The organism is Treponema sp. UBA6852, from assembly GCA_002449305.1.
In the GTDB taxonomy this organism is placed as follows: domain Bacteria; phylum Spirochaetota; class Spirochaetia; order Treponematales; family Treponemataceae; genus Treponema_D.
Genome location: DKDI01000044.1, coordinates 15,724 through 39,237, shown reverse-complemented (window position 1 = coordinate 39,237; position 23,514 = coordinate 15,724). Strand labels below are relative to the sequence as shown.

The 23,514-nt window shown below is 39.9% G+C and carries 37 protein-coding genes and 1 tRNA gene; 35 read left to right on the top strand and 3 right to left on the bottom strand.

Annotated features, from left to right (window positions below; translation table 11 throughout):
* Nucleotides 1-14 precede the first annotated feature (14 nt).
* The 32 genes from rpsS (at nt 15) to B3209_RS09740 (ending at nt 17,815) form a co-directional block, all read left to right on the top strand.
* Nucleotides 15-299: a 30S ribosomal protein S19 gene (rpsS, locus tag B3209_RS09895; protein ID WP_013702564.1), complete on the top strand. Its 285-nt coding sequence runs from the start codon at nt 15-17 to the stop codon at nt 297-299.
* A 14-nt stretch (nt 300-313) separates the two neighbouring features.
* Nucleotides 314-670 carry a 50S ribosomal protein L22 gene (gene rplV / locus B3209_RS09890; protein WP_013702563.1) on the top strand — a complete coding sequence of 119 codons (357 nt, stop codon included), beginning with the start codon at nt 314-316 and terminating at the stop codon, nt 668-670.
* 1 nt (nt 671) lies between these two features.
* Nucleotides 672-1,424 (top strand): 30S ribosomal protein S3, encoded by a 753-nt coding sequence (rpsC, locus tag B3209_RS09885; protein ID WP_013702562.1) that lies wholly within the window; start codon nt 672-674, stop codon nt 1,422-1,424.
* Nucleotides 1,417-1,833: a 50S ribosomal protein L16 gene (rplP, locus tag B3209_RS09880; protein WP_013702561.1), complete on the top strand. Its 417-nt coding sequence runs from the start codon at nt 1,417-1,419 to the stop codon at nt 1,831-1,833. The genes rpsC and rplP overlap by 8 nt, the downstream gene beginning before the upstream one ends.
* Before the next feature lie 10 nt (nt 1,834-1,843).
* Nucleotides 1,844-2,086, top strand: a complete 243-nt coding sequence (rpmC, locus tag B3209_RS09875; RefSeq protein WP_013702560.1) for a 50S ribosomal protein L29 — start codon at nt 1,844-1,846, stop codon at nt 2,084-2,086.
* 10 nt (nt 2,087-2,096) lie between these two features.
* Complete coding sequence (gene rpsQ / locus B3209_RS09870) at nt 2,097-2,369, top strand: 30S ribosomal protein S17 (protein WP_013702559.1); 273 nt, start codon at nt 2,097-2,099, stop codon at nt 2,367-2,369.
* Nucleotides 2,370-2,384: 15 nt separating this feature from the next.
* Nucleotides 2,385-2,753 carry a 50S ribosomal protein L14 gene (rplN, locus tag B3209_RS09865; protein ID WP_294014536.1) on the top strand — a complete coding sequence of 123 codons (369 nt, stop codon included), beginning with the start codon at nt 2,385-2,387 and terminating at the stop codon, nt 2,751-2,753.
* Between the two features lie 14 nt (nt 2,754-2,767).
* The gene (rplX, locus tag B3209_RS09860) at nt 2,768-3,091 is read left to right on the top strand and encodes a 50S ribosomal protein L24 (protein WP_013702557.1); all 324 of its coding nucleotides are present in this window, start codon (nt 2,768-2,770) and stop codon (nt 3,089-3,091) included.
* A complete protein-coding gene (rplE, locus tag B3209_RS09855; RefSeq protein WP_013702556.1) occupies nt 3,091-3,642 on the top strand; it encodes a 50S ribosomal protein L5 in 552 nt (183 codons plus the stop codon). Before rplX ends, rplE begins: the two co-directional genes overlap by 1 nt.
* Nucleotides 3,643-3,653: 11 nt before the next feature.
* Nucleotides 3,654-3,839 (top strand): type Z 30S ribosomal protein S14, encoded by a 186-nt coding sequence (locus B3209_RS09850; RefSeq protein ID WP_294014533.1) that lies wholly within the window; start codon nt 3,654-3,656, stop codon nt 3,837-3,839.
* A gap of 18 nt (nt 3,840-3,857) precedes the next feature.
* Nucleotides 3,858-4,259: a 30S ribosomal protein S8 gene (gene rpsH, locus B3209_RS09845; RefSeq protein WP_295795674.1), complete on the top strand. Its 402-nt coding sequence runs from the start codon at nt 3,858-3,860 to the stop codon at nt 4,257-4,259.
* Nucleotides 4,260-4,271: 12 nt separating this feature from the next.
* Complete coding sequence (gene rplF / locus B3209_RS09840) at nt 4,272-4,814, top strand: 50S ribosomal protein L6 (RefSeq protein ID WP_296662299.1); 543 nt, start codon at nt 4,272-4,274, stop codon at nt 4,812-4,814.
* An 11-nt stretch (nt 4,815-4,825) separates the two neighbouring features.
* On the top strand, nt 4,826-5,188 hold the full coding sequence (gene rplR / locus B3209_RS09835) for a 50S ribosomal protein L18 (protein ID WP_013702552.1): 363 nt from the start codon (nt 4,826-4,828) through the stop codon (nt 5,186-5,188).
* An 8-nt stretch (nt 5,189-5,196) separates the two neighbouring features.
* Nucleotides 5,197-5,709, top strand: coding sequence for a 30S ribosomal protein S5 (gene rpsE, locus B3209_RS09830; RefSeq protein WP_013702551.1), 513 nt, complete (start codon nt 5,197-5,199; stop codon nt 5,707-5,709).
* A gap of 2 nt (nt 5,710-5,711) precedes the next feature.
* Entirely contained in the window at nt 5,712-5,894 is a 183-nt protein-coding gene (gene rpmD, locus B3209_RS09825) for a 50S ribosomal protein L30 (protein WP_013702550.1), read from the top strand.
* Nucleotides 5,894-6,367 (top strand): 50S ribosomal protein L15, encoded by a 474-nt coding sequence (gene rplO, locus B3209_RS09820; protein ID WP_294014524.1) that lies wholly within the window; start codon nt 5,894-5,896, stop codon nt 6,365-6,367. Before rpmD ends, rplO begins: the two co-directional genes overlap by 1 nt.
* 15 nt (nt 6,368-6,382) lie before the next feature.
* On the top strand, nt 6,383-7,717 hold the full coding sequence (gene secY, locus B3209_RS09815) for a preprotein translocase subunit SecY (protein WP_013702548.1): 1,335 nt from the start codon (nt 6,383-6,385) through the stop codon (nt 7,715-7,717).
* A gap of 156 nt (nt 7,718-7,873) precedes the next feature.
* Nucleotides 7,874-7,987, top strand: a complete 114-nt coding sequence (rpmJ, locus tag B3209_RS09810) for a 50S ribosomal protein L36 (protein ID WP_013702547.1) — start codon at nt 7,874-7,876, stop codon at nt 7,985-7,987.
* A gap of 10 nt (nt 7,988-7,997) precedes the next feature.
* Nucleotides 7,998-8,366: a 30S ribosomal protein S13 gene (gene rpsM / locus B3209_RS09805; RefSeq protein ID WP_013702546.1), complete on the top strand. Its 369-nt coding sequence runs from the start codon at nt 7,998-8,000 to the stop codon at nt 8,364-8,366.
* A gap of 12 nt (nt 8,367-8,378) precedes the next feature.
* Nucleotides 8,379-8,762, top strand: a complete 384-nt coding sequence (gene rpsK / locus B3209_RS09800; protein ID WP_013702545.1) for a 30S ribosomal protein S11 — start codon at nt 8,379-8,381, stop codon at nt 8,760-8,762.
* Nucleotides 8,763-8,854: 92 nt separating this feature from the next.
* On the top strand, nt 8,855-9,901 hold the full coding sequence (locus B3209_RS09795) for a DNA-directed RNA polymerase subunit alpha (RefSeq protein ID WP_013702544.1): 1,047 nt from the start codon (nt 8,855-8,857) through the stop codon (nt 9,899-9,901).
* A complete protein-coding gene (gene rplQ, locus B3209_RS09790; protein ID WP_273353425.1) occupies nt 9,898-10,329 on the top strand; it encodes a 50S ribosomal protein L17 in 432 nt (143 codons plus the stop codon). Before B3209_RS09795 ends, rplQ begins: the two co-directional genes overlap by 4 nt.
* A 10-nt stretch (nt 10,330-10,339) precedes the next feature.
* The gene (locus B3209_RS09785) at nt 10,340-10,588 is read left to right on the top strand and encodes a hypothetical protein (RefSeq protein ID WP_295795683.1); all 249 of its coding nucleotides are present in this window, start codon (nt 10,340-10,342) and stop codon (nt 10,586-10,588) included.
* A 170-nt stretch (nt 10,589-10,758) separates the two neighbouring features.
* Entirely contained in the window at nt 10,759-11,901 is a 1,143-nt protein-coding gene (locus tag B3209_RS09780) for an ABC transporter substrate-binding protein (RefSeq protein ID WP_296662296.1), read from the top strand.
* A 121-nt stretch (nt 11,902-12,022) separates the two neighbouring features.
* Nucleotides 12,023-12,913, top strand: a complete 891-nt coding sequence (locus tag B3209_RS09775) for a branched-chain amino acid ABC transporter permease (protein WP_296091785.1) — start codon at nt 12,023-12,025, stop codon at nt 12,911-12,913.
* A 10-nt stretch (nt 12,914-12,923) separates the two neighbouring features.
* Entirely contained in the window at nt 12,924-13,940 is a 1,017-nt protein-coding gene (locus B3209_RS09770; protein WP_296091788.1) for a branched-chain amino acid ABC transporter permease, read from the top strand.
* Entirely contained in the window at nt 13,937-14,773 is an 837-nt protein-coding gene (locus tag B3209_RS09765; RefSeq protein ID WP_296662295.1) for an ABC transporter ATP-binding protein, read from the top strand. Before B3209_RS09770 ends, B3209_RS09765 begins: the two co-directional genes overlap by 4 nt.
* Nucleotides 14,766-15,470 (top strand): ABC transporter ATP-binding protein, encoded by a 705-nt coding sequence (locus B3209_RS09760; protein ID WP_296091844.1) that lies wholly within the window; start codon nt 14,766-14,768, stop codon nt 15,468-15,470. Before B3209_RS09765 ends, B3209_RS09760 begins: the two co-directional genes overlap by 8 nt.
* Nucleotides 15,471-15,472: 2 nt before the next feature.
* Entirely contained in the window at nt 15,473-16,117 is a 645-nt protein-coding gene (locus B3209_RS09755; RefSeq protein WP_296662294.1) for a CBS and ACT domain-containing protein, read from the top strand.
* A gap of 115 nt (nt 16,118-16,232) precedes the next feature.
* Nucleotides 16,233-16,306: transfer RNA gene (locus tag B3209_RS09750), tRNA-Ala, on the top strand.
* Nucleotides 16,307-16,470: 164 nt separating this feature from the next.
* Nucleotides 16,471-17,016, top strand: coding sequence for a flavin reductase family protein (locus tag B3209_RS09745; RefSeq protein WP_296662293.1), 546 nt, complete (start codon nt 16,471-16,473; stop codon nt 17,014-17,016).
* A 16-nt stretch (nt 17,017-17,032) separates the two neighbouring features.
* The gene (locus tag B3209_RS09740) at nt 17,033-17,815 is read left to right on the top strand and encodes a hypothetical protein (protein WP_296030759.1); all 783 of its coding nucleotides are present in this window, start codon (nt 17,033-17,035) and stop codon (nt 17,813-17,815) included.
* Between the two features lies 1 nt (nt 17,816).
* On the opposite strand, the gene B3209_RS09735 is transcribed toward B3209_RS09740, so the two are convergent.
* Nucleotides 17,817-18,395, bottom strand: a complete 579-nt coding sequence (locus tag B3209_RS09735) for a DJ-1 family glyoxalase III (protein ID WP_296662292.1) — start codon at nt 18,393-18,395, stop codon at nt 17,817-17,819.
* 91 nt (nt 18,396-18,486) lie between these two features.
* On the opposite strand from B3209_RS09735, the gene B3209_RS09730 reads away from it, so the two are divergent.
* Together B3209_RS09730 and B3209_RS09725 are read left to right on the top strand one after the other, a co-directional pair.
* On the top strand, nt 18,487-19,722 hold the full coding sequence (locus B3209_RS09730; RefSeq protein WP_296662291.1) for a response regulator: 1,236 nt from the start codon (nt 18,487-18,489) through the stop codon (nt 19,720-19,722).
* 17 nt (nt 19,723-19,739) lie between these two features.
* On the top strand, nt 19,740-20,582 hold the full coding sequence (locus B3209_RS09725) for a histidinol-phosphatase (RefSeq protein WP_296662290.1): 843 nt from the start codon (nt 19,740-19,742) through the stop codon (nt 20,580-20,582).
* Here B3209_RS09725 and B3209_RS09720 read toward each other — a convergent pair.
* Nucleotides 20,579-20,935 (bottom strand): TraR/DksA family transcriptional regulator, encoded by a 357-nt coding sequence (locus B3209_RS09720; RefSeq protein WP_013702529.1) that lies wholly within the window; start codon nt 20,933-20,935, stop codon nt 20,579-20,581. The genes B3209_RS09725 and B3209_RS09720 overlap by 4 nt on opposite strands.
* A gap of 122 nt (nt 20,936-21,057) precedes the next feature.
* On the opposite strand from B3209_RS09720, the gene infA reads away from it, so the two are divergent.
* On the top strand, nt 21,058-21,279 hold the full coding sequence (infA, locus tag B3209_RS09715; RefSeq protein ID WP_013702528.1) for a translation initiation factor IF-1: 222 nt from the start codon (nt 21,058-21,060) through the stop codon (nt 21,277-21,279).
* A gap of 105 nt (nt 21,280-21,384) precedes the next feature.
* Here infA and ppk1 read toward each other — a convergent pair whose 3' ends face one another.
* Nucleotides 21,385-23,514, bottom strand: a complete 2,130-nt coding sequence (gene ppk1 / locus B3209_RS09710) for a polyphosphate kinase 1 (protein WP_296091797.1) — start codon at nt 23,512-23,514, stop codon at nt 21,385-21,387.

Sequence of the window (23,514 nt, the reverse complement as noted above, 5' to 3'; positions counted from 1 at the left end):
GGTAGGAGTTAATCGTGTCAAGATCAGTTAAGAAAGGACCTTTTATAGAGAAATCTCTTTACAAAAAGGTTTTAGAAATGAACAAAGCATCAGCAGCTGATAAGAAAATGATTAAAACTTATTCCCGCTGCTCAACAATCATCCCTGAAATGGTAGGAAATACTATTTCAGTGCACAACGGTAAGTCATGGATTCCTGTGTACATTACAGAAAACTTGGTAGGCCACAAGCTTGGCGAGTTTGCTGCAACACGCACATTCAAGGGACATGGCGGTTCAGACAAATCAGCTGGTAAATAATAGGAGTGGATATTATGGCTGAAAAGAAAGGTTATGTAGCCACAACTAAATTTCTCATTGCATCTCCTACAAAGGTTCGTCCTGTAGCTAATGTTGTAAAGACAAAGTCTTGCTCTGAAGCTATGGCTATTCTTGATGTAATGCCGCAGAAAGGCGCTCGTCTTATCAGCGGAACATTAAAATCTGCAGTAGCGAATGCTCTCAATAAGAATAAGCAACTTGATGAAGATATGCTCTACATTAAGGAAATTCGTATTGACGAAGGTCCAAGACTTAAAAGAGTATGGTTCCGTGGACGCGGACGTGCTGATCAGCTCTTGAAGCGGATGTGTCATATCACTGTTGTAGTTGACGAAAAGGCGGGAAAATAAAGTGGGTCAGAAAGTTAATCCTATCGGTTTACGCCTTGGTGTAAACAAAACTTGGCAGTCTCGTTGGTATGCAGATTCTCGTGAATATGCAGACTTGTTCTTGGAAGATATGAAAATCCGCAAGCTTGTTGGATCTCTTCCTGAATGCAAGAACGCAGATATTGCTGAAATTGAAATTGTTCGTCATCCGCAGCGTGTTACTATTGTAATTCACACAGCACGCCCGGGTGTTATTATTGGTGTTAAAGGCGCTACTATTGAAAAAATCAGCGCAGATATTCAGAAGCAGCTGACAAAGAAAGTTCAGATTAAGATTAAGGAAATCAAACGTCCTGAAATCAACGCTTCTCTTATTGCGCAGAATGTAGGCCGTCAGCTTGCTGGCCGTGGTTCTTTCCGCAAGGCTCTCAAGCAGTCTGCTTCAAATGCTATGAAGGGCGGAGCTCAGGGTATAAAAATCCGTATCTCTGGCCGTCTTGGCGGAGCTGACATGACACGTTCAGAAGAGCTTAAGGAAGGACGCGTTCCTCTTCATACTCTTCGTGCTGACATCGATTATGGTACTTATGAAGCTCTTACTACTTATGGTAAGATCGGCATTAAAGTATGGGTCTACAACGGAATGAATTACGGACGTGAGCAGAATGAAGATGCAGGTGATATTGTAAGAAAGCCTCGTCGTGACCGCTCTAATGGCGACCGTAAGTCTGCTCGTTCCCCAAAAGCTGAGGGAGGAAAAGTAGAAAATGCTTAGTCCTAAAAGAGTTGCGCACCGCAAAGTTCAGCGTGGTCGTCCAACAGGCAATGCTACACGCACTAACTATGTTGACTTTGGTGATATAGCGCTTGTTGCAATGGAGCCGGTTTGGTTGAATGCAAAACATATTGAAGCTGCTCGTGTTGCCATTAACCGTTGCATTAACCGTCAGGGTAACCTTTGGACACGCGTTTTCCCAGACAAGCCTGTTTCAAAGAAGCCGGCTGATACTCGTATGGGAAAAGGTAAGGGCGCGCCTGAATTCTGGGCCGCTGTTATTAAACCAGGTATGATTTTATTTGAAGTTGGCGGAGTAGACAAAAAGCTTGCTGAAAAAGCAATGCATCTTGCTGCAAGCAAACTTCCAATTAAAACAAAAGTGGCATTCCGCCCAACAGTCGAGTAAGGAGTAAGAAATGGCTGATTCGAAGAAAAAAAAGGATAAAGATCTTTCTTATGATGAACTCGTTGCAAAGCGCAATGAACTTAAAAAACAGTACATGGACTTTCGCTTTCAGAGCGTAATTGGACATGTAGATAATCCAATGCAGAAGCGTACAATGCGCCATGAAATTGCGCGCCTTAATACGCTTATTCATCAGCAGGATCTGGCAAAATTCAGAGCGGCTGCTGCTGAAGCTATTGCTGCAAAAAACTAGGAGCTGACCCGTGGAAGAACAGAATGTGCAGAAAAAAGGTGCAAAACGTTCATTCGTAGGTATCGTCACTAGCGACAAGATGGATAAGACTATCGTTGTTTCTATTGATAAGAAAAAGATGGACCGCCTTTACAAAAAATATGTTACACGGACCAAGAAATGCAAGGCCCACGATGAAAAGAACGAGGCTCATATTGGAGATACAGTTCGCATCGTAGAATGCAGTCCGATCAGCAAAGAAAAATGCTGGCGTCTCGATACAATAATCGAGAGAGCCAAATAAGGCAGGAGTAAGACTATGCTTCAGATGCAATCAAAAATGGTTGTTGCCGATAACTCCGGAGCTAAATTGGTTCAGTGCATTAAGGTTTTAGGTGGCTCACACCGCCGCTATGCAGGTATTGGTGACATTGTTGTGGTAGCTGTAAAGGAAGCGATTCCTACATCTACAATTAAAGAAGGTTCAGTACAGAAGGCTGTAATTGTCCGTGTGGCAAAAGAATACCGCCGTCCAGATGGAACATATATCCGCTTTGATGACAACGCTTGCGTTCTTATCGATGCGGACAAGAATCCAAAGGGAAAACGTATTTTTGGACCTGTGGCTCGCGAGCTTCGTGATATGGACTTTATGAAGATCATATCCCTTGCTCCGGAAGTTCTCTAAGGAGCTTGGACAGTATGCAGCATAAATACAAGATCCATAAGAATGATAACGTTGAAATCATTGCTGGAAAAGACAAAGGCAAGCGCGGAACAATCGTCCGTGTATTTGAAAAGAATAACAAAGGACGTGTTATTGTAAGCGGTTGCAATATTGTAAAGAAAGCAATAAAGAGGAAGTCCCAGCAGGATGCAGGCGGAATCGCTGAAATCGAAGCACCTCTGGACATATCAAATGTAGCGCTCGTATGTAAAAAATGCGGACGCCCTGTCAGAGCAGGATATAAACTTGATGGCGACAAGAAAACTCGTGTTTGCCGCAAGTGTGGAGAAGCACTGTAATGGAAAATTACGTACCACGGCTTAAGAAAGTCTATAAGGAAAAAATCGCTCCAGAGCTCTTCAAGGAGCTCGGATACACATCCGTAATGCAGATTCCGGCAGTAAAAAAAGTTGTCGTAAGCATGGGTGTTGGCGAAGCTCTCACGAATAAGAAACTTCTTGATGCTGCAGTTACAGATCTCACTCAGATTACCGGCCAGAAAGCTGTTAAAACAAGAGCTAAGAAAAGTATTGCAAACTTCAAACTTCGTGAAGGCAATGAAGTAGGAGCAATGGTAACACTTCGTGGAAATATCATGTATGAATTCCTCGATCGTCTTATCAATGTTGCTCTTCCTCGTGTAAAGGATTTCCGCGGAATCAAAGCTACTGGTTTTGATGGACATGGAAATTTCTCTCTTGGTATTACAGAACAGATTATCTTCCCGGAAATTGATTTCGATAAAATCGTTAAGATTGCCGGTATGAACATCAGCATTGTTACAAGCGCACGCACAGACAATGAGGCCCGCGCACTGTTGACCAAGTTTGGAATGCCGTTTAGGAAATAAGGAAGAAGTTCATGGCTAAGAAATCAATGATTATCAAGGCAAGTCGTACACCAAAATATGCTACTCGTAGATATAATAGGTGTCAGATTTGCGGTCGTCCACATGGATATTTGCGTAAGTTTAAGATTTGTCGTATCTGCTTCCGCAAATTAGCAAGTGAAGGCCTTTTACCAGGCGTCACAAAATCATCTTGGTAGTGACAGGAGATTATAGAAATGGCAGCTTCAGACCCAATAGCAGATATGCTTGCAAAAGTCCAGAACGCGGCAAGAGCCGGTCATGAAAAAGTAGATGTTCCTACTTCTAAGATGAAACTGGAAATTGTAAAAATCCTTAAAACAGAAGGATATATCAAGAATTTCAAGAAAGTTCAGGATGACAACGGACACACAATTATCCGTATCTTCTTGAAATATGACGACTTCAACAAGTCAGTTATTCACGGCATGAAGAAAATTTCTACACCAGGCCGCCGTGCTTATTCTGGCTACAGAGAATTGCCTAGCGTTTACAACGGATACGGCACTTTAATCGTTTCAACATCAAGCGGTGTTACAACTGGCAAAAAGGCTTCTGAAAAGATGGTCGGCGGCGAGTTGATTTGCAAAGTATGGTAATAGGAGGAAGAAATGGCATCTAAGATTGGAAAACTTCCTGTTGCTATTCCAGCAGGCGTTACTGTTACTGTTGCTCCTAATTTGGTTACTGTAAAAGGTCCAAAGGGCGAGCTTAAGCAGGATATTAACGGTCTTGTAAATGTTGAAGTAAAAGGCGCCGAAGTTATTGTTAATCCTGTAAATGAGACAAAGGCTGCAAGCGCATGCCACGGTTTGTACCGCAATCTCATTCACAACATGGTTGTGGGAGTAACACAGGGCTTCTCTAAGACACTTATAATTACAGGTGTTGGTTATCGTGCTGAAATTCAGGGAAAAACAATTATAATGAACCTCGGATATTCTTCTGAGTTCGTTGCTGTTATTCCTGAAGGACTTACTGTAACTGCTGACAAAGACGGAAAACTTACAATTTCTGGAATTGACAAGCAGCAGGTTGGTGAATTCAGCGCACAGATTCGCAAATTGCGCAAGCCTGAGCCTTACAAAGGAAAAGGTATACGCTATGACAACGAAGTTATCAGACGTAAAGTCGGTAAGACCGGCGTAAAATAAGGTGAATTGATATGTTCAAGAAACTTAGTGATAAAAACAGAAAGCGCCTGCATAGAAAGATTCACATTCGTAAGTCTGTTTACGGAACTGCAGAACGCCCTCGCTTGACAGTGTATAAAAGCGGCCGTAACCTTTATGCACAGGTAATTAATGATGATGAAGGCAGAACTCTTGCCGCCATCTCAACTCTTGAAAAGGATTTTATTACGCTCAAGGCAAATGTCGAAAGCGCAACAAAACTTGGAGAAGCTTTGGGTTCACGCCTCAAGGAAAAGAACATTACAAAAGTAGTGTTTGACCGTAACGGTTACCTTTATCATGGTGTTGTAAAAGCCCTTGCTGACGCTACCCGCTCTGCCGGGATTGTATTCTAGGAGAGGCTATGGAACACCAGAAAAACTATGAAAAAAAGCCTGCTGACGAATTTGTAGAAAAACTTGTAAAGCTTAACCGCACTGCAAAAACTGTAAAAGGTGGACGCAGAATGTCTTTTTCGGCATTGACTGTAGTTGGCGACAAGAAAGGACGCATCGGCTTTGGATTTGGTAAGGCTAACGATGTTACCGAAGCTATCAGAAAGAGCCTTGAAAAAGCAAGAGCAAATCTTATTACTCTTCCGCTCAAGAACGGAACAATTCCGCATGAGATGATTGGAAAGTACAAGAGTTCTGCTGTATTGCTTAAGCCGGCTTGTCCAGGTACTGGTATTATTGCCGGTGGTCCTGTCCGTGCAGTTTTGGATGCGGCTGGAGTAACTGATGTTATTTCAAAATCTCAGGGTTCTCGCACATCTGTAAATGTTGTTCGTGCCACATTTGACGCTGTTGCAAATCTTATGGACGCACGTGCTGTAGCACAGAGCCGTGGAAAGACTCTCAAGGAAATGTGGGGCTGATTATGGCAAAGATACGTATTACCCTTGTTAGAAGTGTTATTGGACAGAAGCCTGCAAAAAGAGCGACTGTTCGTAGCCTTGGCCTTAAAAAAATCAATTCCAGTGTGGAACATGAAGACACTGCTTCTATAAGAGGCATGGCTGCTGCAGTTTCTCACTTGGTAAAAGTAGAGGAAATTAACTAATGGCTGACTTTACTTTAAGAGCACCAGAGGGTGCAAATAAAAAACCTAAGCGTGTAGGTCGCGGATCTTCTTCTGGTCTTGGAACAACAGCTGGAAAAGGAAACAAAGGTCAGCAGTCACGCTCAGGAAAAGGAACACCATACGTTGGATTCGAGGGCGGACAGATGCCTTTGTATCGTCGTATTGCTCAGCGCGGATTTTCAAATTCACCTTTTAAAAAGGAATTTGCAATCATCAATTTGGTTGACCTTGAGGCAAAATTTGCTGACGGCGAAACTGTGAACCGCACATCTTTGAAGGAAAAAGGTTTGGTTGGAAAAATCGTTGACGGAATTAAAGTTCTCGGAAACGGTGAAATTTCCAAGAAACTCACTGTAGAAGTTGAAAAAATTTCTGCAAGCGCCAAAGAAAAGATTGAAAAAGCTGGCGGATCAGTAAAGGTGATTGCTGAAAAGTCTGCGAAAGCAAAATAAACGTGGAGTGACTAAATGGCAAACAATCCAGTTGTAAATATGTTCAAAGTAAAAGAATTGCGTTCAAAGCTTCTTTTTACATTGCTCATTCTTGCTGTTTTCCGCTTGGGAAGTGTTCTTACTATTCCAGGCATCAATGCCACATTGCTTTTGCAGTATTTTGACAATCTTGCTAGTGGCGCAGAAAGTGCGTTTGCCAGTTACATGGACTTTTTTGCGGGTGGTGCATTTGAAAGATTTTCTGTGTTCATGCTTGGTGTAATGCCTTACATTTCTACACAGATTATCATGCAGCTCGCACTTGTTATTTTTCCATCGCTCAAGAGAATTGCGCAGGAAGAAGGCGGTCAGCAGAAAGTGCAGGGCTGGACTCGTGTCGGAACAATAATTGTTTGTCTGATTCAGTCTATGGCCATTACAGTTTATGCTGATTCCATCAACCAGCAGATTCCTGGAGCGATTATTTTCGATAACAAGGTCTATTTTAATCTTCTTGCTATTCTTACTGTAACCACAGGTTCTATGATTACAGTTTGGATGGGCAACCAGATTACTGCGCGTGGTATTGGCAATGGTATTTCAATGATTATCTTTGCTGGTATCGTCGCACGTCTTCCAAGTGCTGTCTATGAATTGATTAGAGGTGTACGCAATGAAGACATAAATGTTGTTTTCGTTGTTGTTGCAGTGTTCCTGTTTCTTGCTATTATCGGACTTGTTGTTTTTGAGCAGTCTGGTGAACGCAAAATTCCTGTTCATTACGCAAAGCGTGTTGTTGGACGCAAAATGTATGGCGGACAGAGCACTTACATTCCTTTTAAAATCAATCCGTCGGGAGTCATTCCAATCATTTTTGCTTCTGCATTCTTGACTTTCCCTCTTCAGATTGCAAACAGTCTTTCAACAAAAGCTACATGGCTTATGAAGGTTGCGGCAGTTTTGAATCCACTTGGTTTTTGGTATAATTTCATCGAAGTGTTGTTGATTGTATTCTTTGCATACTTCTACACTCAGGTAACCCTGAACCCCACTGAAATCGCTAAGAATATCCGTGAAAACGGCGGTTCCATTCCTGGAATCAGAACTGACAAGACTGAGGAATATCTTCAGAAGGTTTTGAACCGTCTGATTCTTCCTGGTTCACTGTATCTTGCTGCAATTGCTTTGCTTCCTACATTGATTCAAATTTTATTTAAGTTCCCTGCGTCAATTTCTATGTTGATGGGCGGTACTTCGTTGCTGATTTTGGTCGGTGTTGATATTGATACTATGGCTCAGGTTGAGGCTCTTCTTAAAATGCATCACCATGACGGACTTACAAAGAAGGGATTGAAATCGCGTAATTTGTAAAATTTCGTGATTAGGACTAGATTAAGTTAGGAAAATTATGTTATATTATTGCACTGCTGTTTTTTACAGCGGTGCATCGGATTGTAATCCATGGTGTAGAAATTTCACTTCGGATTGCCATGATTCGATGTATACATGTTTTCCAAGGGGACTTTTATGAAAGTACGAACCAGCGTAAAGCCCATCTGCGACAAATGCAAGGTAATCAAGAGAAACGGAATTATCCGCATTATCTGCGAAAACCCAAAGCATAAACAGAGACAGGGCTGAGGAGTAACTGATGGCACGTATTGCGGGTGTTGATCTCCCAAACAAACATGTCAATATCGCATTGACATACGTATATGGTATTGGCCGTTCATCAGCTAATAAGATTTGCGAAGCGACAAATGTAGATCCACATGCACATTTGAATGATCTTTCAGAAGATGATCTTACAAAGCTCCGTAAATATATTGATGAGAATTTTAAGACTGAAGGACGTCTTCGCTCTGAAATCGGTCTTAACATTAAACGTCTTATGGATATTGGAAGCTATCGTGGACTTCGCCACCGTAAGGGTCTTCCTTGCCGCGGTCAGCGCACACGCACCAATTCTCGTACACGCAAAGGTAAGAAAAAGACCGTTGCTAACAAGAAGAAGGCTTAAGCGAGGTAACAGATGGCAACAACTGTAAAAAAGAGAAAAGAGAAAAAAAGCGTTTTTGAAGGTAATATCTATATTCAGGCTACTTTCAACAACACTATTGTTACAATCACAGACTTAAGAGGAAACGCAATCGCTTGGGCTTCTTCTGGCGGTTTGGGATTCAGAGGAGCAAAAAAATCTACTCCATTTGCAGCACAGTCTGTAGCAGAAACTGCTGTTCAGCGTGCGGCAAGCTATGGTTTGCGTGAAGTTCATGTATTTGTAAAAGGACCTGGAATGGGCCGCGAAAACGCAATACGTGTTCTTGGTACATTGGGACTCAAGGTAAAATCAATTTCTGATATTACTCCGATTCCTCATAACGGATGCCGTCCGCGCAAGACACGCCGCATGTAATGACGATAACCGGTTCTTTAAGTTCCGGTTAATGATAATGCAAGCCCGGAATTCTGTTTTTTCAGTTTTTCGGGATAAATAAGGAGTTCAGATTGGCTCGCAAAAATCTGCTTAAGGGTTTTAAGAAACCGAAGGGAATTATATTTGAACATCTGGAGAACAATCCGAATTACGGAAAGTTCACTGCGTATCCATTTGAGCCAGGATTTGGTACAACAGTCGGAAACACACTCCGCCGTGTACTTCTTTCTTCTATTCAGGGATATGCAATTTCTTCAGTTCGTATTACTTCTTATGATGCAGACGGTGTTCCTCATGTAATTTCCAGCGAGTTCGAGACAATTCCAAATATTTCAGAAGATACTTTGGAAGTTTTGAACAGTTTGAAACAGATTCGTTTGCGCCTGCCGCGGGACGTTGAGCAGGAAACTTTCTTCTATGAATTCAAAGGACCTGGCACTGTAAAAAGTGATGACTTGGCGAAAGAAGGTCAGCTTGAAATTATGTCTAAAGATCTTGAAATCTTTACCATGATGGAAGGCGCGCATCTTGAGATTGAGTTCCAGGTTGACCTTGGAAGAGGTTATGTTCCTGCTGAAGTAAACGAACATTACATTGAAATTGTTGGTACAATTGCAATGGACTGTATCTTTACGCCTGTGCCAAAGGTTAAGTATTCAATTGAACCTTGCCGTGTAGGACAGCGAAACGACTATGATAAACTGATTCTTGAGATTTGGACTGATGGTTCAATTACTCCAGAAGATGCGCTTGCTGAAGCTGCAAAAATTGCTAAAGATTATTTTGCTATTTTTGTCAACTTTAATGAAAGTGAGTATTCTGGCAGCGATGAGCTTGATGAAGGGGACGAAAAGATTCGCCAGCTTCTTAATACTTCGGTAGAAGAGCTTGAGCTTTCTGTTCGCAGTTCAAACTGTCTTAAGAATGCAAACATTAGAACAATTGGTGAGTTGACCAAGAAAACTGAAGACGACATTACAAAAACTCGTAACTTCGGAAAAAAGAGCCTTGAAGAAATCAAAGCAAAACTTGAAGAGCATGGCTTGACTCTTGGAATGACTGATTATAGCCACCTTAAAGATGTTGACTTAGGTAAACATAAGGACGAAAACGAATGAACCACAGAAATGGATTTAATCCGCTTTCACGTACAACAGCCCATCGCCGCGCAATGACTCGCAACATGGTAACTTCGCTTTTTAGATATGAGCGCATTACTACAACAGAAGCTAAGGCTAAAGAAGTACGCAAAGCCGCAGAAAAATTAATTACACGTGCAAAAGTTGATTCTGTTCACAACAGAAGAACTGTTGCTAAATTTATTGCTGATGAGAAGATTCTGAACAAGCTTTTTACAGAAATCGGACCTCGCATGAAGGAACGCAACGGCGGTTACACACGCATCCTTAAACTTGGATTCCGCCAGGGTGATGCGGCAGACACTGTAATTTTTGAATTGGTTGACTACAAGCTGCCTGATTCTTCAGCTGAAGAAGAAAAAGCCGCTAAAAAGTCTGCAAAAAAAGCTGAAAAAGCTGACGCATAAGGAGTAAGCAATGTCTAAAGCTCATCGTGGAACTGGAATCCGTAAAGATCCTAATCATGGTCGCGGAGTTTGCCCTGTTTGTGGAAAACAGCAGATTAAGACTTTGTACGATCAGGAAATAGACGGAAAAAAAGTTAAGATTTGCAAGTTCTGTAAGGCTGCTCTTAAAAACAAAGCTCAGGTAGAAGCAAAACTTGCTAAAAAAGCCGCTGCTGAAGCTGCTCCTGCCGCTGAAACAGAAGCACCTGCTGAAGCATAATTCTATTTGTATTCAGCTTCAAAGCCGTCCTTTTTTTAAGGGCGGCTGTATTTTTTTAAATATATTTAAAATTCTTGTTTACTAAATTTCAACAATTGTATAAAATTGCCTCATAAATTATAGATGTGGGAAGTTGCATTTTTATTTGCAAAAATTCCGCAGGAGGATTTATGAGTAAATTTTCAAAAGCATTAGTTTTAGGCGCAATGGCTTTTTCTGCTGTTGCATTTGCCGCACCAAAGGGAAAAACTGTTAAAATCGGCGGAGTTGCACCTCTTTCTGGTGCAGTGGCAGTTTATGGAGTTGAATGTAAAAACGGAATTGACCTTGCCGTTTCTGAAATCAATGCGGCTGGAGGAATTAACGGCCAGCAAGTTCAGTTTATCTGCGAAGATGATGAAGGCGACGCTGCAAAATCAGTAAACGCATATAAAAAGCTTGTTACAAGAGACAGAGCTCGCATTATAATCGGTTCTCTTACTTCTGGATGTACAATTGCTATTACAAAGCAGGCTCAGGCTCAGAAAGTGCTTCAGATTGCTCCTGCCGCAACAGCTCCTGCAATAACTGACGCGGGAAACTACATTTTCCGCACTTGTTTTATCGATCCGTTCCAGGGAAAAGTCGGCGGAAAATTTGCATTTTCAAATCTTAATACAAAAAATGCGGCTGTTCTTTATGATATTGGAAACGACTATTCTGTAGGTCTTATGGAAAACTTTGTTGCTGAGTATACTTCTTTGGGCGGAAAGGTTGTTGCAAAGGAATCTTATAATACTGGCGACAAGGATTTTAATGCTCAGCTTACAAAAATAAAATCAGCAAAACCTGATGTAGTTTATCTTCCTGATTATTATGGAACTGTTGCTCTTATTGCAAAACAGCTTCGTGCCCAGGGAATAAACACTCCAATCGTAGGCGCAGACGGATGGGATGGACTTACTGGAAATGCTGGTGATGAAGTTCTTAACGGATATTATTCAAATCACTATGCGGAAGATTCAGACAGTCCTGCTGTTCAGAAATTCGTAAATTCTTTCAAGGCAAAATACGGAAAATCTCCTAACTCTTTTGCTGCTCTTGGATATGACAGTGTTTATATGCTCAAGGACGCAATGGAAAAATCTGGAACAACTACAGATACTGCAAAAATCCGTGACGCATTTGAAAAGACTAACGGAAACTACGTAACAGGACACATTGTATTTGATGAAAAACGAAATCCTGTAAAATCGGCTGTAATGATTAAGCTTGTAAAGGAAAACGGAAAACTTTCTACAGCTTATGCGGCTACAGTTGATATTAGCAAATAGTGAATAAAATCAGTTTTTAACATTCTGACACAATGGGGTGTTCTTCTTAATTGAGGAACGCCCCTTTTTATTTTTATGAATTTATAGTAAAATCAGTAGGATTTTTTTCTTGGAGGATACGTTGGATACTTTTTTTAAGCAACTTGTCAACGGGCTTTCTTTGGGCAGCATATATGCCTTGATTGCTCTTGGGTATACAATGGTATATGGAATAGTAAAGCTCATTAACTTTGCTCATGGCGATGTTATGATGATTGGAGCTTATACAGGATACTTTGTTTTGACTGCGACAGGTCCGACTCCGCTTGGGCTTGTTCTTGCATTTTTGGGCGCAATGATTGTCTGCGCGGTTTTAAGTCTTGCTATTGAGCGTTGTGCCTACAGACCTTTGAGAAATGCGCCACGTTTAAATTCTCTTATTACGGCGATCGCGGTTGAACTTATTCTTCAGAATGCTATGCGTGTTCTTCCTTTTGTAGGACCGAACCCACGTCAATTCCCTACAATGGAAACAAAATTTTTTACATTTGGTTCAGTGCAGATAAGCAATATTCAGCTGATTGTAATTATTTCTTCAGCAGTTCTTATGGTAATTTTGAATTACATAATCAATTACACAAAAACAGGACGTGCCATGCGCGCTGTAAGCTATGACCTTGGAGCCGCAAGTCTTATGGGTGTAAACGTAAATAAAACGATTGCAATTACATTTGTAATAGGTTCAGTTCTTGCTGGAGCGGGCGGAGTTTTGTATGCAACTGCTTATCCGCAAGTTGATCCGTTCATGGGATATATTCCTGGACTCAAAGCATTTGTTGCGGCTGTTTTAGGCGGAATTGGTTCTATTCCTGGCGCAATGGTTGGCGGTGTTATTCTTGGAATTGCGGAAACTATGACCAAGGCTTATATTTCTTCACAGTATGCCGATGCCATTTCTTACTGCATTTTAATTGTAATTCTTCTTGTTAAGCCAGCAGGTTTGCTTGGTAAAAAAGAAGTTGTAAAAGTTTAGGAGCGGCGGAATGAAAGACAAGTTTACTAGAAATACAATAATTCTTTTTGTTATCGCCTTTGTCTGCATTGCAGTTCCTGCGGTTCTTATGGATTTGCCGCTTGGAATGCCTCTGATAGATGCTTACACTGCTCAGATTATAACTCTTGGCGGTGTAAATGCAATCATGGCAATCAGTGTAAATGTTATCTGTGGAATTACAGGACAGCTTTCTTTGGGACAGGCCGGATTTCAGGCGCTTGGAGCATATTCAGTTATTATTCTTACAGAAGCCGGAATTCCTTTGCCTGTGAGCATTTTGCTTGGCGGTCTTATTGCGGCATTCTTGGGGTTCTTGATTGGATTTCCAACACTTAAACTTGAAGGCGATTATCTTGCGATTGTAACGCTTGCCTTTGGTGAAATTATCAGAGTTTGCCTTATAAATTTAAAGTCTATAACAGGCGGCCCGAATGGAAAACAATTCAGCACGATTTTTACAACTTCACTTGACCACAGCGCATCAATTTCTTATCTTGCGGTGATTGGCTCGCTTGTTGTGATTGTTGTTCTTCTTCAGAATTTTTTGCGTTCAACTTACGGAAGGGCGATTCTTGCAGTGCGTGAAGATGAAGTTGCGGCAAACAGCAATGGAATCGGAGTTTTCCGCTATAAAATGACAGGTTTCGTAATCGCTTCATTTATTGCTGGAATTGGAGGTGCTCTTTATGCTCCGTTTATTGGATTCATAAAACCTGATTTGGCTTCTTTTAATAACTCAATTAATGATTTGATTTTCGTTGTTTTGGGCGGAATGGGAAGCATAACCGGTGGAATTCTTGCGGCTTTTGTTCTTACAATTCTTCAGGAAGCTCTTAGATTCTTGCGCGATTATCGTTTGCTTATTTATCCAGTTGTTCTGATTTTTGTAATGCTTTTCCGTCCGCAGGGGCTTCTTGGAACAAAAGAATTGAGCTTTATAAAAATATACGATGGAATTCCTGGATTTTTTGCCAGATTGTTTAAAAAGCAAGGAGGAAGAAAATGAGCGCAGTTTCTACAGAAAAAAAAGAGCTTCTTCTTCGTGCAAAAGATATTTCGATTGTTTTTGGCGGTTTGCGCGCCGTAAGTGATTTTGACCTTGAGCTTTATCAGGGCGAATTGATTGGACTTATTGGTCCGAACGGAGCTGGAAAAACAACAGTTTTCAATATGCTTTCGGGAATTTATAAGCCGACTTCTGGAACAATTACATTTGTTGGACGCGACGGAAATATTCAGGTTGTAAGCGGAAAGTCGCCTGCCCAGTTAAATAGAATAGGCATAGCCCGCACATTTCAGAATATCAGGCTTTTTGGTCATTTGACTGCCGCTGAAAACATAAAAATTGCACTTCACCAAACTAGAACTGTTACGCCGCTTGATGTTTTGCTCAGAACCAAAAAATTCCGCAATGACGAAAAAATCATGCAGGAAAAAACGGATCTTTTACTTTCTATTTTTCATCTTGATTCCAAGAAAAATGAGCTTGCGCACAACTTGCCTTATGGAGAACAGCGCAAACTTGAAATTTGCCGTGCTCTTGCTTCCAATCCAAAGCTTCTTTTGCTTGATGAGCCGGCTGCTGGAATGAACGGTCAGGAAACAGAAGAGCTTATGGAACTGATTTCGTTTATCCGCAAAAAATTTAATCTCACAGTTCTTTTGATTGAGCACGACATGAAGCTTGTAATGGGAATTTGCGAGAGACTCATGGTTTTAAACTACGGACGTGTAATTGCTTCTGGGCTTCCTGCTGAAATTCAGTCAAATGAAGAAGTTATAAAAGCATATCTTGGTTCTGGCTATGAAGATGTTGGAGGAAAAAATGAGCATGCTTGAAGTTGAAAATCTTGTTGTTTCTTATGGAGCAATCAAGGCATTAAAAGGAATTTCTTTCAATGTTGAAAAAGGCGAAGTCATTACACTCATAGGTTCAAACGGAGCTGGAAAAACCACAACGCTTCATTCAATCAGCAACCTTGTAAAAAAGTCAAGCGGAACAATAAAATTTGAAGGAAAAGACATAACGAATATGAGCGCGGACAAAATTGTTCAGCTTGGGCTTATTCAAGTTCCGGAAGGCCGCAGGGTTTTTGCAAATATGAGCGTAAAAGAAAACCTTGAAATGGGTGCTTATTCACGCAAGGACAAAGACGCAGTCAAAACTGACATGGAATGGTGCTTTGAGCTTTTTCCGCGTTTAAAAGAGAGAATAGGACAAATTTCAGGAACACTTTCCGGCGGTGAACAGCAGATGCTTGCAATGGCCCGCGCGCTTATGTCAAAACCGTCGCTTCTTTTGCTTGATGAGCCAAGCATGGGACTTGCCCCAATCCTTGTTGATGAAATTTTCAACATAATTGAAAAAATCAGCTCGGCAGGAACAACAATTCTTTTGGTTGAGCAGAATGCATACAAAGCGTTGTCAATTGCCAACCGTGCATATATACTTGAAACAGGCGTGATTTCAAAAAGTGGAAACGCTCAAGACTTGATAAAAGACAGTGCAGTAAAATCTGCATATTTAGGAGGCTGATTATGCTAGTAAAAGATGTTATGACTGAAAATCCTATAACAATCGAACCAGAAGCTTCTGTTCTTGAAGCAAAAGAAACTATGAGCAGAAACAAAATAAAAAAGCTTCCTGTTGTTGACAGAAGCGGCGCACTCGTTGGAATTATTACAAATACTGATTTGGCGAAAGCTTCTCCTAGCGCGGCAACAAGCCTTGATATGTTTGAACTTGGATATTTGCTAAGCAAGCTTTCAGTTGAAAAAACAATGGTAAAATCTGTAAAGACAACAACAGCAAACCAAACTGTTGAAGAAGCCGCCCGTCTTATGAATGACTACGGAATCAGTTGTCTTCCAGTTGTAAAGGAAAATCTTCTTGTTGGTGTTGTAACTGAATCCGATTTGTTTGCGACATTTATCGATATGTTCAACACAAGAACTCCTGGCGTGCGAGCAGTTGCAGTTGTCAATGAAATCCCTGGCGAACTTGCAAAACTTGCTGCGGCTATTGCGGAAAAAAATGGAAACATTGTTTCACTTGTAACTTCTGATGCCAGCGATTCCAAGCACAGAACTGTTACTGTAAAAGTTTCAAATATTTCCGAAGTGGAATTAAAATCTTTGCTTGAATCCAATAACGCTGAAATAAAGGACATCAGATCAGTTTAGAAATTCGCTGTTAACAAGGAAGTTTCCCAAAGATTCTAGGCAAAACCTTTGGGAATAACTTTTTTTGATGTATTGACCTTGTTATTATTTTTTGGTAAAATTTAAAAATATTTAAGGGGGTGTAGCTCACCTGGCTAGAGCGCTTGCATGGCATGCAAGAGGTAACCGGTTCAAGTCCGGTCATCTCCAAATTTGAGTGGAAGTCGGTTTGATAAGTTCAGACCGGCTTTTTTTATTTATGGGTTTATCCAAACCGTAAAAACGGGTGAGTCAAGTCCTTGAGAATAAGCGTGTCTTGCCCAAACGTATTTTAAAACTGAAAGTCGAATTTTTTTAAAAGGAGTGGAAAATTTATGTTGAAAGTTATAAAGCCAGAGGCGATTTTAGATAATCCGTTCAAGCTGATTGGAAAAGACCAGATGCTTATTACAGCTTGCACAAAAAAAATTTCAGATGACGGAAATATTATTACAGGGCGTCCGAATACAATGACAGCGAACTGGGGCGGTTTGGGTGTTCTTTGGAACAAAAATGTGGCGACGGTTTACATTCGTCCTTCAAGATATACAAAGGAAATTATAGACGAAACAGATACTTTTTCATTGAGTTTTCTTCCTGAAAAATACAAAACTGCCCTTGATTACTGTGGCTGCCATTCAGGACGCAACGAAGATAAATTCCGCGCGACGAAACTCGATGTTGAATATATGAATGGAACTCCCTGGATAAAGCAGGCTCGGCTTGTCTTGTTTTGCCAAAAACTTTATTCGCAGGAGTTAGATCCATTTAAATTTGTGGAAGAGAAATTTTGTAATCAGTATTATAGAAAAAATGATTTTCATACAATTTATATAGGAGAGATTGCAAAAGTCTTGGCGGAATCAAGGGACTTAAAATGAATCCGCAGAAACAAAAATGGATTTTGACGAAAAAAAATTATGGGAAATTTTAGGTCGGATTGGAGCTACAATTACAGCGTTTTGTCTGATTGTAAGTTTGTTTCAGTTTTTTACTGACGATTCACAAAATCTTGACGATATAAGAAAGTTTATTAGAATCGCTATAAATATTTCTGCATTTCTTCTTTTTTTGCGTCTTTGTTTTGACCCTTTAGATTTTCGCTGCTATTCAGTTCTTTTTTATTGCTACGGAATAGGAAATTTTTTTGATAACGGAAATATTCTTGGTGTTTTGTGCCTTGGACTTTCGTTTTTGTTTTTGAACTTTTCTAATTTTTTCAAAAGTTACAGAAGCATTAAGACTTGTGTTTTTATGATTCTTCCTGTGGTTTCTTTGACAACACAATTTTTTAGATCAGGCTCGCTTGTTTTTTTACTTTCGCTTGCGCATATTGCCGGGGCTGTTTATATGGGCTTTGTTGCTTTTGCAGTTCTTTATCCGATTTTTAAAAAGGCGGAATCAGTAAAGCGAATAAAAATTCTTGATAGCTCAGAATGTTCTTCTCGCGACATTGAATTTTTGTCTTCTGTTTTAGAAGGAAAAAAATACAGCAAAATCGCCTTGCTTCATGGTGTTTCTGAAAGCACTATAAAAGCCCGCATGGTTGAGCTTTACAAAATGCTCGATGTTAAAACCCGCACAGAATTTCTTACAACGTACAATGGATTTTCGTTCAAGTTGAATTCAAGTGGAAATCTTAACAGCGGCACTTTTCAAACACATAAAAGAGAAAACTAGACTAGCATTTTCTTTGGACAGAGGATTCCATAATTTTTTCTTTTGTTTCTTCGCCAAATAAAATTCTTACAATTTCCATTGAAAATTGTTCCGCAGTTCCAGGACCTCTTCCTGTTACTAAATTTTCATCTGTAACAACCGGCTGAATTTTGTGATTTTTTTGAATTTCTTTTGAGAGGCTTTTTTCCATTTCCGGGTAGCAAGTCCAGTTTTTTCCGTTGAGAATTTCAGTTTTGCCAAGAACGACTGCTGGAGAAGCGCAAATTGCAGCCACAAGTTTTTTTGCCTTGAACATTTGGTTTATAAATTCCATTGCTTTTGCGCATTCGCTTATATTTTTTGCCCCGGGCATTCCGCCTGGAATAACGACTGCGTCAGGCAGTTCTTTTTCAGTTGAAAAATATGTGTCCAGCGTCATGTCGGCAGTTACAAGAATTTTATGCGCGCCTTCAACATTTCTGGAAGAAGTTCCGGTTGCTGCGATTATAACTTCAGCCCCTGCCCTGCGAAGATAGTCTGCCGGTGAAAGAGCTTCTATTTCTTCAAATCCGTTTGCCAAAAGAATTACTGCTTTTTTCATTTTTCCTCCGTGAGTTGAACTGCATTTGTGCAAGTGGTTCAGACTGTGTTTATAATTGAAATTATACAATTTATGAAGTATTATGTATATTATGAAATCGGTACTTCTTATAGACTGCTCTTCTTTATTCGGCGGTTTTTTGCATGACAAATTTTCAACTGAGCAAATTTCGCTTGAGTCAGTTTCTAGTAGAGAAGCCTATACAAAAATGATAACTCTGCTTCCTAATTTGATAATCATTGAGGCGGAAGACGGACTTTCAGAAGATGTAATGCACCTTTTGGAAAAAAAGAGTGTTGATCCAAATGCGCGCAAAATTCCCATAATAATTACGGGTCCTGTAATTGAACGCTCAAAAATTGCAAATCTTGTTGAATACAATGTAGTAAAATATTTTTCCAGGCCGGTTAAGTTTGATGTCTTTTTTGAGGCTGTGGGAAAAATTCTTCAGATTGAATTTTCAATGGACAAAACGTCTTGCATTCTTGATGTCCATTTGAACGGAAGTCTGATTTTTATTGAAGTTGCGTTTGGGCTTAACCGTGAAAAACTCATGCTTCTAAAATACAGGCTTGCGGAACTTATTGACCATTACAAAATAAATGTTCCCAAGGTTATCCTGATGCTGACAAATATTCAGCTTAGCTTTGTTGACGGCATGAACCTTGAGCTTTTGATTGACAATATTTCCGCGGAAGGAAGAATCCCGAACAAATATATAAAAATTCTGACAAATGATGTTTTTACAAAAGAGCTTGTAAAAGGGCATCCTGAATATTTTGGAATTCAAGTTTCCAGTGACATTGAATCTATTGTTGGATTTATGGTTGACCAAGATTCAAATTATAATATCAAGGAATTTGTTTGTGATAAAGTTTTGACTTCTGACAAGACTGCAGAAGAATCTGTTTTGGGATTTATTGATTCTAAAAGCAATCTCGAAGGAAATTTTGGAAGCATGATGCGCATTGCAGTTATTGACGATGACATTGTTGTGCGCAAGCTTTTGCAAAATACATTTTCTTCTGTAAGCGGTGAAACTGACCTTTTTGAAACAGCCGCTGCTTTTTTTGATTCGCTTTCAACTGAAAAAGAATACGACGCTGTTATTATGGATTTGTATTTGCCGGATATGGACGGAATCAATGTTCTTAAGAATTTTCAGCGGAAAGGCTTGCAGATTCCTGTTATTGTATATTCAAAGGCTGCAGCAAAAGAAGTTGTAATGCAGGCGCTTTCTTTGGGCGCAAGAAGCTACCTTGTTAAGCCACAAAAACCGTCTGTAGTTTTGGGCAAAGTTATAGAAATCTTGCATTCCAATTCCTAAAAAAAACGGAATATTTTATGATAAAATCAAATTTTCACACGCATTCAACTTTTTGCGACGGAAAAAATACGCCTGAAGAAATGGTTGAATCCGCAATCGAAAAGAAAATAGGCATCTTGGGATTTTCAAGCCATTCAATGTATCCGTTTTCAAGCGACTGGCACATTCCGTCCAATTCCCACGAAGAATATATAAAAGAAATTTTGCGTCTGAAGAAAAAATATTCCGGCAGAATAAAAATTTATGCAGGATTTGAGGCTGACTATATTGCGGGAGTTTGCAGTCCGGATTTCAAGAACTATGAAAAATTTAATCCTGACTTTCTGATTGGCTCTGTTCATTTTGTTCTCGGAAAAAAAGGATTTTTTGAAGCTGACGGAAATCAAGATTCAGTTTGCGAAAAAATAAAAGAATGTTTTGGTGGAAACGTAAAAAAAGCTGTTCAGGAATATTTTTCTTTAGAACGCGAAATGCTTGAAAAATCTTCATTTACTTTTTTAGGTCATGCGGACTTGATTAGAAAGCAAAATTTAGGTGGAAGAAATCTTTTTGACGAAAATTCGCAGTGGTATAAAAACGAGCTTAAAGAAGTTGCAAAAGTTGTTGCAAAGGCTGAAGTTTGCGTTGAAGTGAATACCGGCGGAATTTTAAGAAGCGGAATGCAACTTCCTTATCCGTCGCCATATTTTTTGTCGCTTTTAAAAGAAAAAAATGTTCCTGTTACGATAACTTCTGATGCGCATTCTGCTTCTGGAATTGACTGGTGGTTTGATGAGGCTATTGAATACGTAAAAAAATCCGGCTACACAGAACTTTCGTACTATGAAGACGGATCTTTAAAAACTCAAGAAATTTGCTAGCGGTTTTTGCGCTCTTCTTTTGCCTGGCATTCTACGCAAAGAACTGCATACGGAAGAGCTTCAAGGCGAGCTTCTGGAATTTGTTTTCCGCATGACAAGCACTGTCCGTAAGTTTCCTGGCGGATTCTATCCAATGCCCTGTCAATCATTGTAAGCCTGCGCTGGTCAGCTTCTCCAAGCGAGTTAAGAAGTGTTCTATCAATTGTGTCAGATGCAATGTCTACATCATCGCCGGATTCCAATGTGTCAACAAGCTTTGTAAGCTGCTCATTGCGTCCTGCCAGTGAATCAAGGATTTCATTTCTTTCTGCGATTAACTTTTTTTTCTGTTTATCTACAAATTCTTTTTTCATTTGAGCCTTCCCCTGTAAAACTGTCTTTGATTTCAGTGTTTGATGTTGACAGTCTTAAATGTTTTGTTCATAATAGTATACGAATATTTTGTCAAAAAGGCAAACATTTTTTTGGAGGAATTGTGGCTAGTAAAGACGAGGCTATAGAAGTTGAAGGAATTGTAAAAGAAGCATTGCCTAACACAATGTTCCGTGTTGAATTAAAAAATGGCCATATTATTTTGGGACATCTTAGTGGAAAAATGCGCAAGCACTATATTCGTATTGTTCCTGGCGACAGTGTAAAAGTAGAGCTTTCGCCTTATGATTTGAACCGCGGTCGTATTATTTTCCGCGAAAGATAAAAAAGAAAAGTTTATTTAAAATGAAAAAACTGTCCAAAAATCTGGACAGTTTTTTTTGTTTGCATACAGCAAGAAATTTCCGTATCAAGTGCAGGAATGACAGTTTTATTTGCGACGTACAATAAATTCTGCACGTGGCGTATTCTTTTTTATATCAGCTTTTTTCTTATATTTTTTATAAAGGACTTCCTGAACTCGGACTGCCTGCTCATTTTTTTCTGGAGAAAGTTGTTTCCAAAGTCCTGTTTTTTGCAAAATGTGGCTGTGCGTGTTGTCTTGGAAATACAAAAACAAAATTTCTTTGACTGTTTTGAATACTTTTTTGTCAGAAATAGGGAACATGAGTTCAATACGCTTGTCAAGGTTTCTTTCCATCCAGTCTGCACTGCTTAAATAGATTTCTTCAGAGCCGCCGTTTTGGAAATAAAAAATTCTTGAATGCTCAAGGTATCTGTCCACAATGCTTACAACTTTTATGTTTTCACTCATGCCTTTTACACCGGGAACTAATGTGCAGATTCCGCGGATGTTAAGCTCTATTTTTACGCCTGCATTGCTTGCTTTATAAAGCGCTTCAATTATCTGCGGATGGCAAAGGCTGTTCATTTTTGCAACAATATGCCCTGGAGTTTCTTTTGTACTTTGCTGAATTTCCCGTTCGATAAGCTCAAGAAGACGACTTTTTAAAGTTACAGGCGCCATGTAAAGATGATGCATTGTCTGAAGCGCGCTGTATCCAGAGATTACATTAAAGAATAAAGTTGCATCGTTTACAAGCTCGTGGTTTGTTGTAAAAACTGACAAGTCTTGATAAAGCTTTGCAGTTTTTGGGTTGTAGTTTCCTGTTCCTATGTGCGCATAACGTCGGATTCCGTCGCTTTCACGTCTTACAACAAGACATATTTTTGCATGGACTTTTAAATTTACAATTCCGTAGACAACAATCGCACCTGCTTTTTCAAGTTCTTCTGCCCAGGAAATGTTCCGTTTTTCATCAAAACGGGCTTTAAGTTCAACAAAAACTGTAACTTGCTTTCCGTTTTGAGCCGCTTCTTTTAACGCTTTTACAATCGGGCTATTGCTTCCTGTTCTGTACAAAGTCATTTTTATTGCAAGAACCTGCTCGTCGTGCGCCGCTTGATGTATAAAATTTACAACCGGATCATAGCTTTCGTAAGGAACATTTAAAAGAATATCCTGCTGCCTGAAAACGTTCCAGTAAGTTCCTTCTTCTGGAAGCGAATTTGGAAAGAAATGCTCCCATTCAGGATAAATGTATTTTTCCGCACCTTCAATATTAAAAAGATCGTCCAAAGATGAAGGATCAAGAATTCCGCAGGCTTCGTAAACATCTTCATTTGAAAGCTTAAGCTGTTGCTTTAAAAATTTTAGAAGCTTTTCACTTGCAAAATCGTAAGTCATTCTTACTGCGAATGAAGACTGACGTTTTTCAAGAACTTCTTCCATTGCCTGAATAAAATGTTCTCCGGAATCTTCATTTACTGCAAAATCCGCATCTCGTGCTATTTTAAACAGCATTGTTTCCTGAACTTTGTAGCCCGGAAAAAGTTTTGTTCCGTAAAGCCGGATTATGTCGTCAATAAGCGCGAACTGCTTTGTTCCTCCTGAAGACGGAAGCCACACAATTCTGTTGATTGCAGATGGAATTTGAACCAGCGCAACAATATCTGATTCCTGCGAAGTTGAAAGCGCATTTTTGATTTTTCTTACGCCTTCCATTGGCTCAAGAAGAAATGCCGCGGTCAGGCAAAGCGCGCCTACGTGAGGAAAAACATCTGTGTCAGTTCTTAATGGCGTTAAAAGCGGAAAAATTTCATGCTTGAAAAGATTTTCTGCAAATGCTTCCTGCGCCTGCGTGTAGTTTTTTGAAGGAACGTAAACAAAGCCTTCATTTGCAAGAGACGGCAAGACATCGTTCATAAGCGTTGAATATTGCAGTTTTATAAGCGCGCGTGTTTTTTCTGAAATTTTTTTGAGCACAGCGGAATCAGTCAGTCCGCTTGAGTCAGCAAAATTTTTTCCTTGGGAATTTTGAAGGCGGCGTTTTATACTTGCGACTCTTACTTGAAAAAATTCGTCAAAGTTGCTTTCTGTTATTGCAAGAAATCGAAGGCGCTCCAAAAGCGGAACTTCTTTTCTTAATGACTCATTTAGAACTCTTGCGTTGAATTCAATCCAGCTTAATTCTCTGTTAAAAAATTTTGTTTTTGCCAT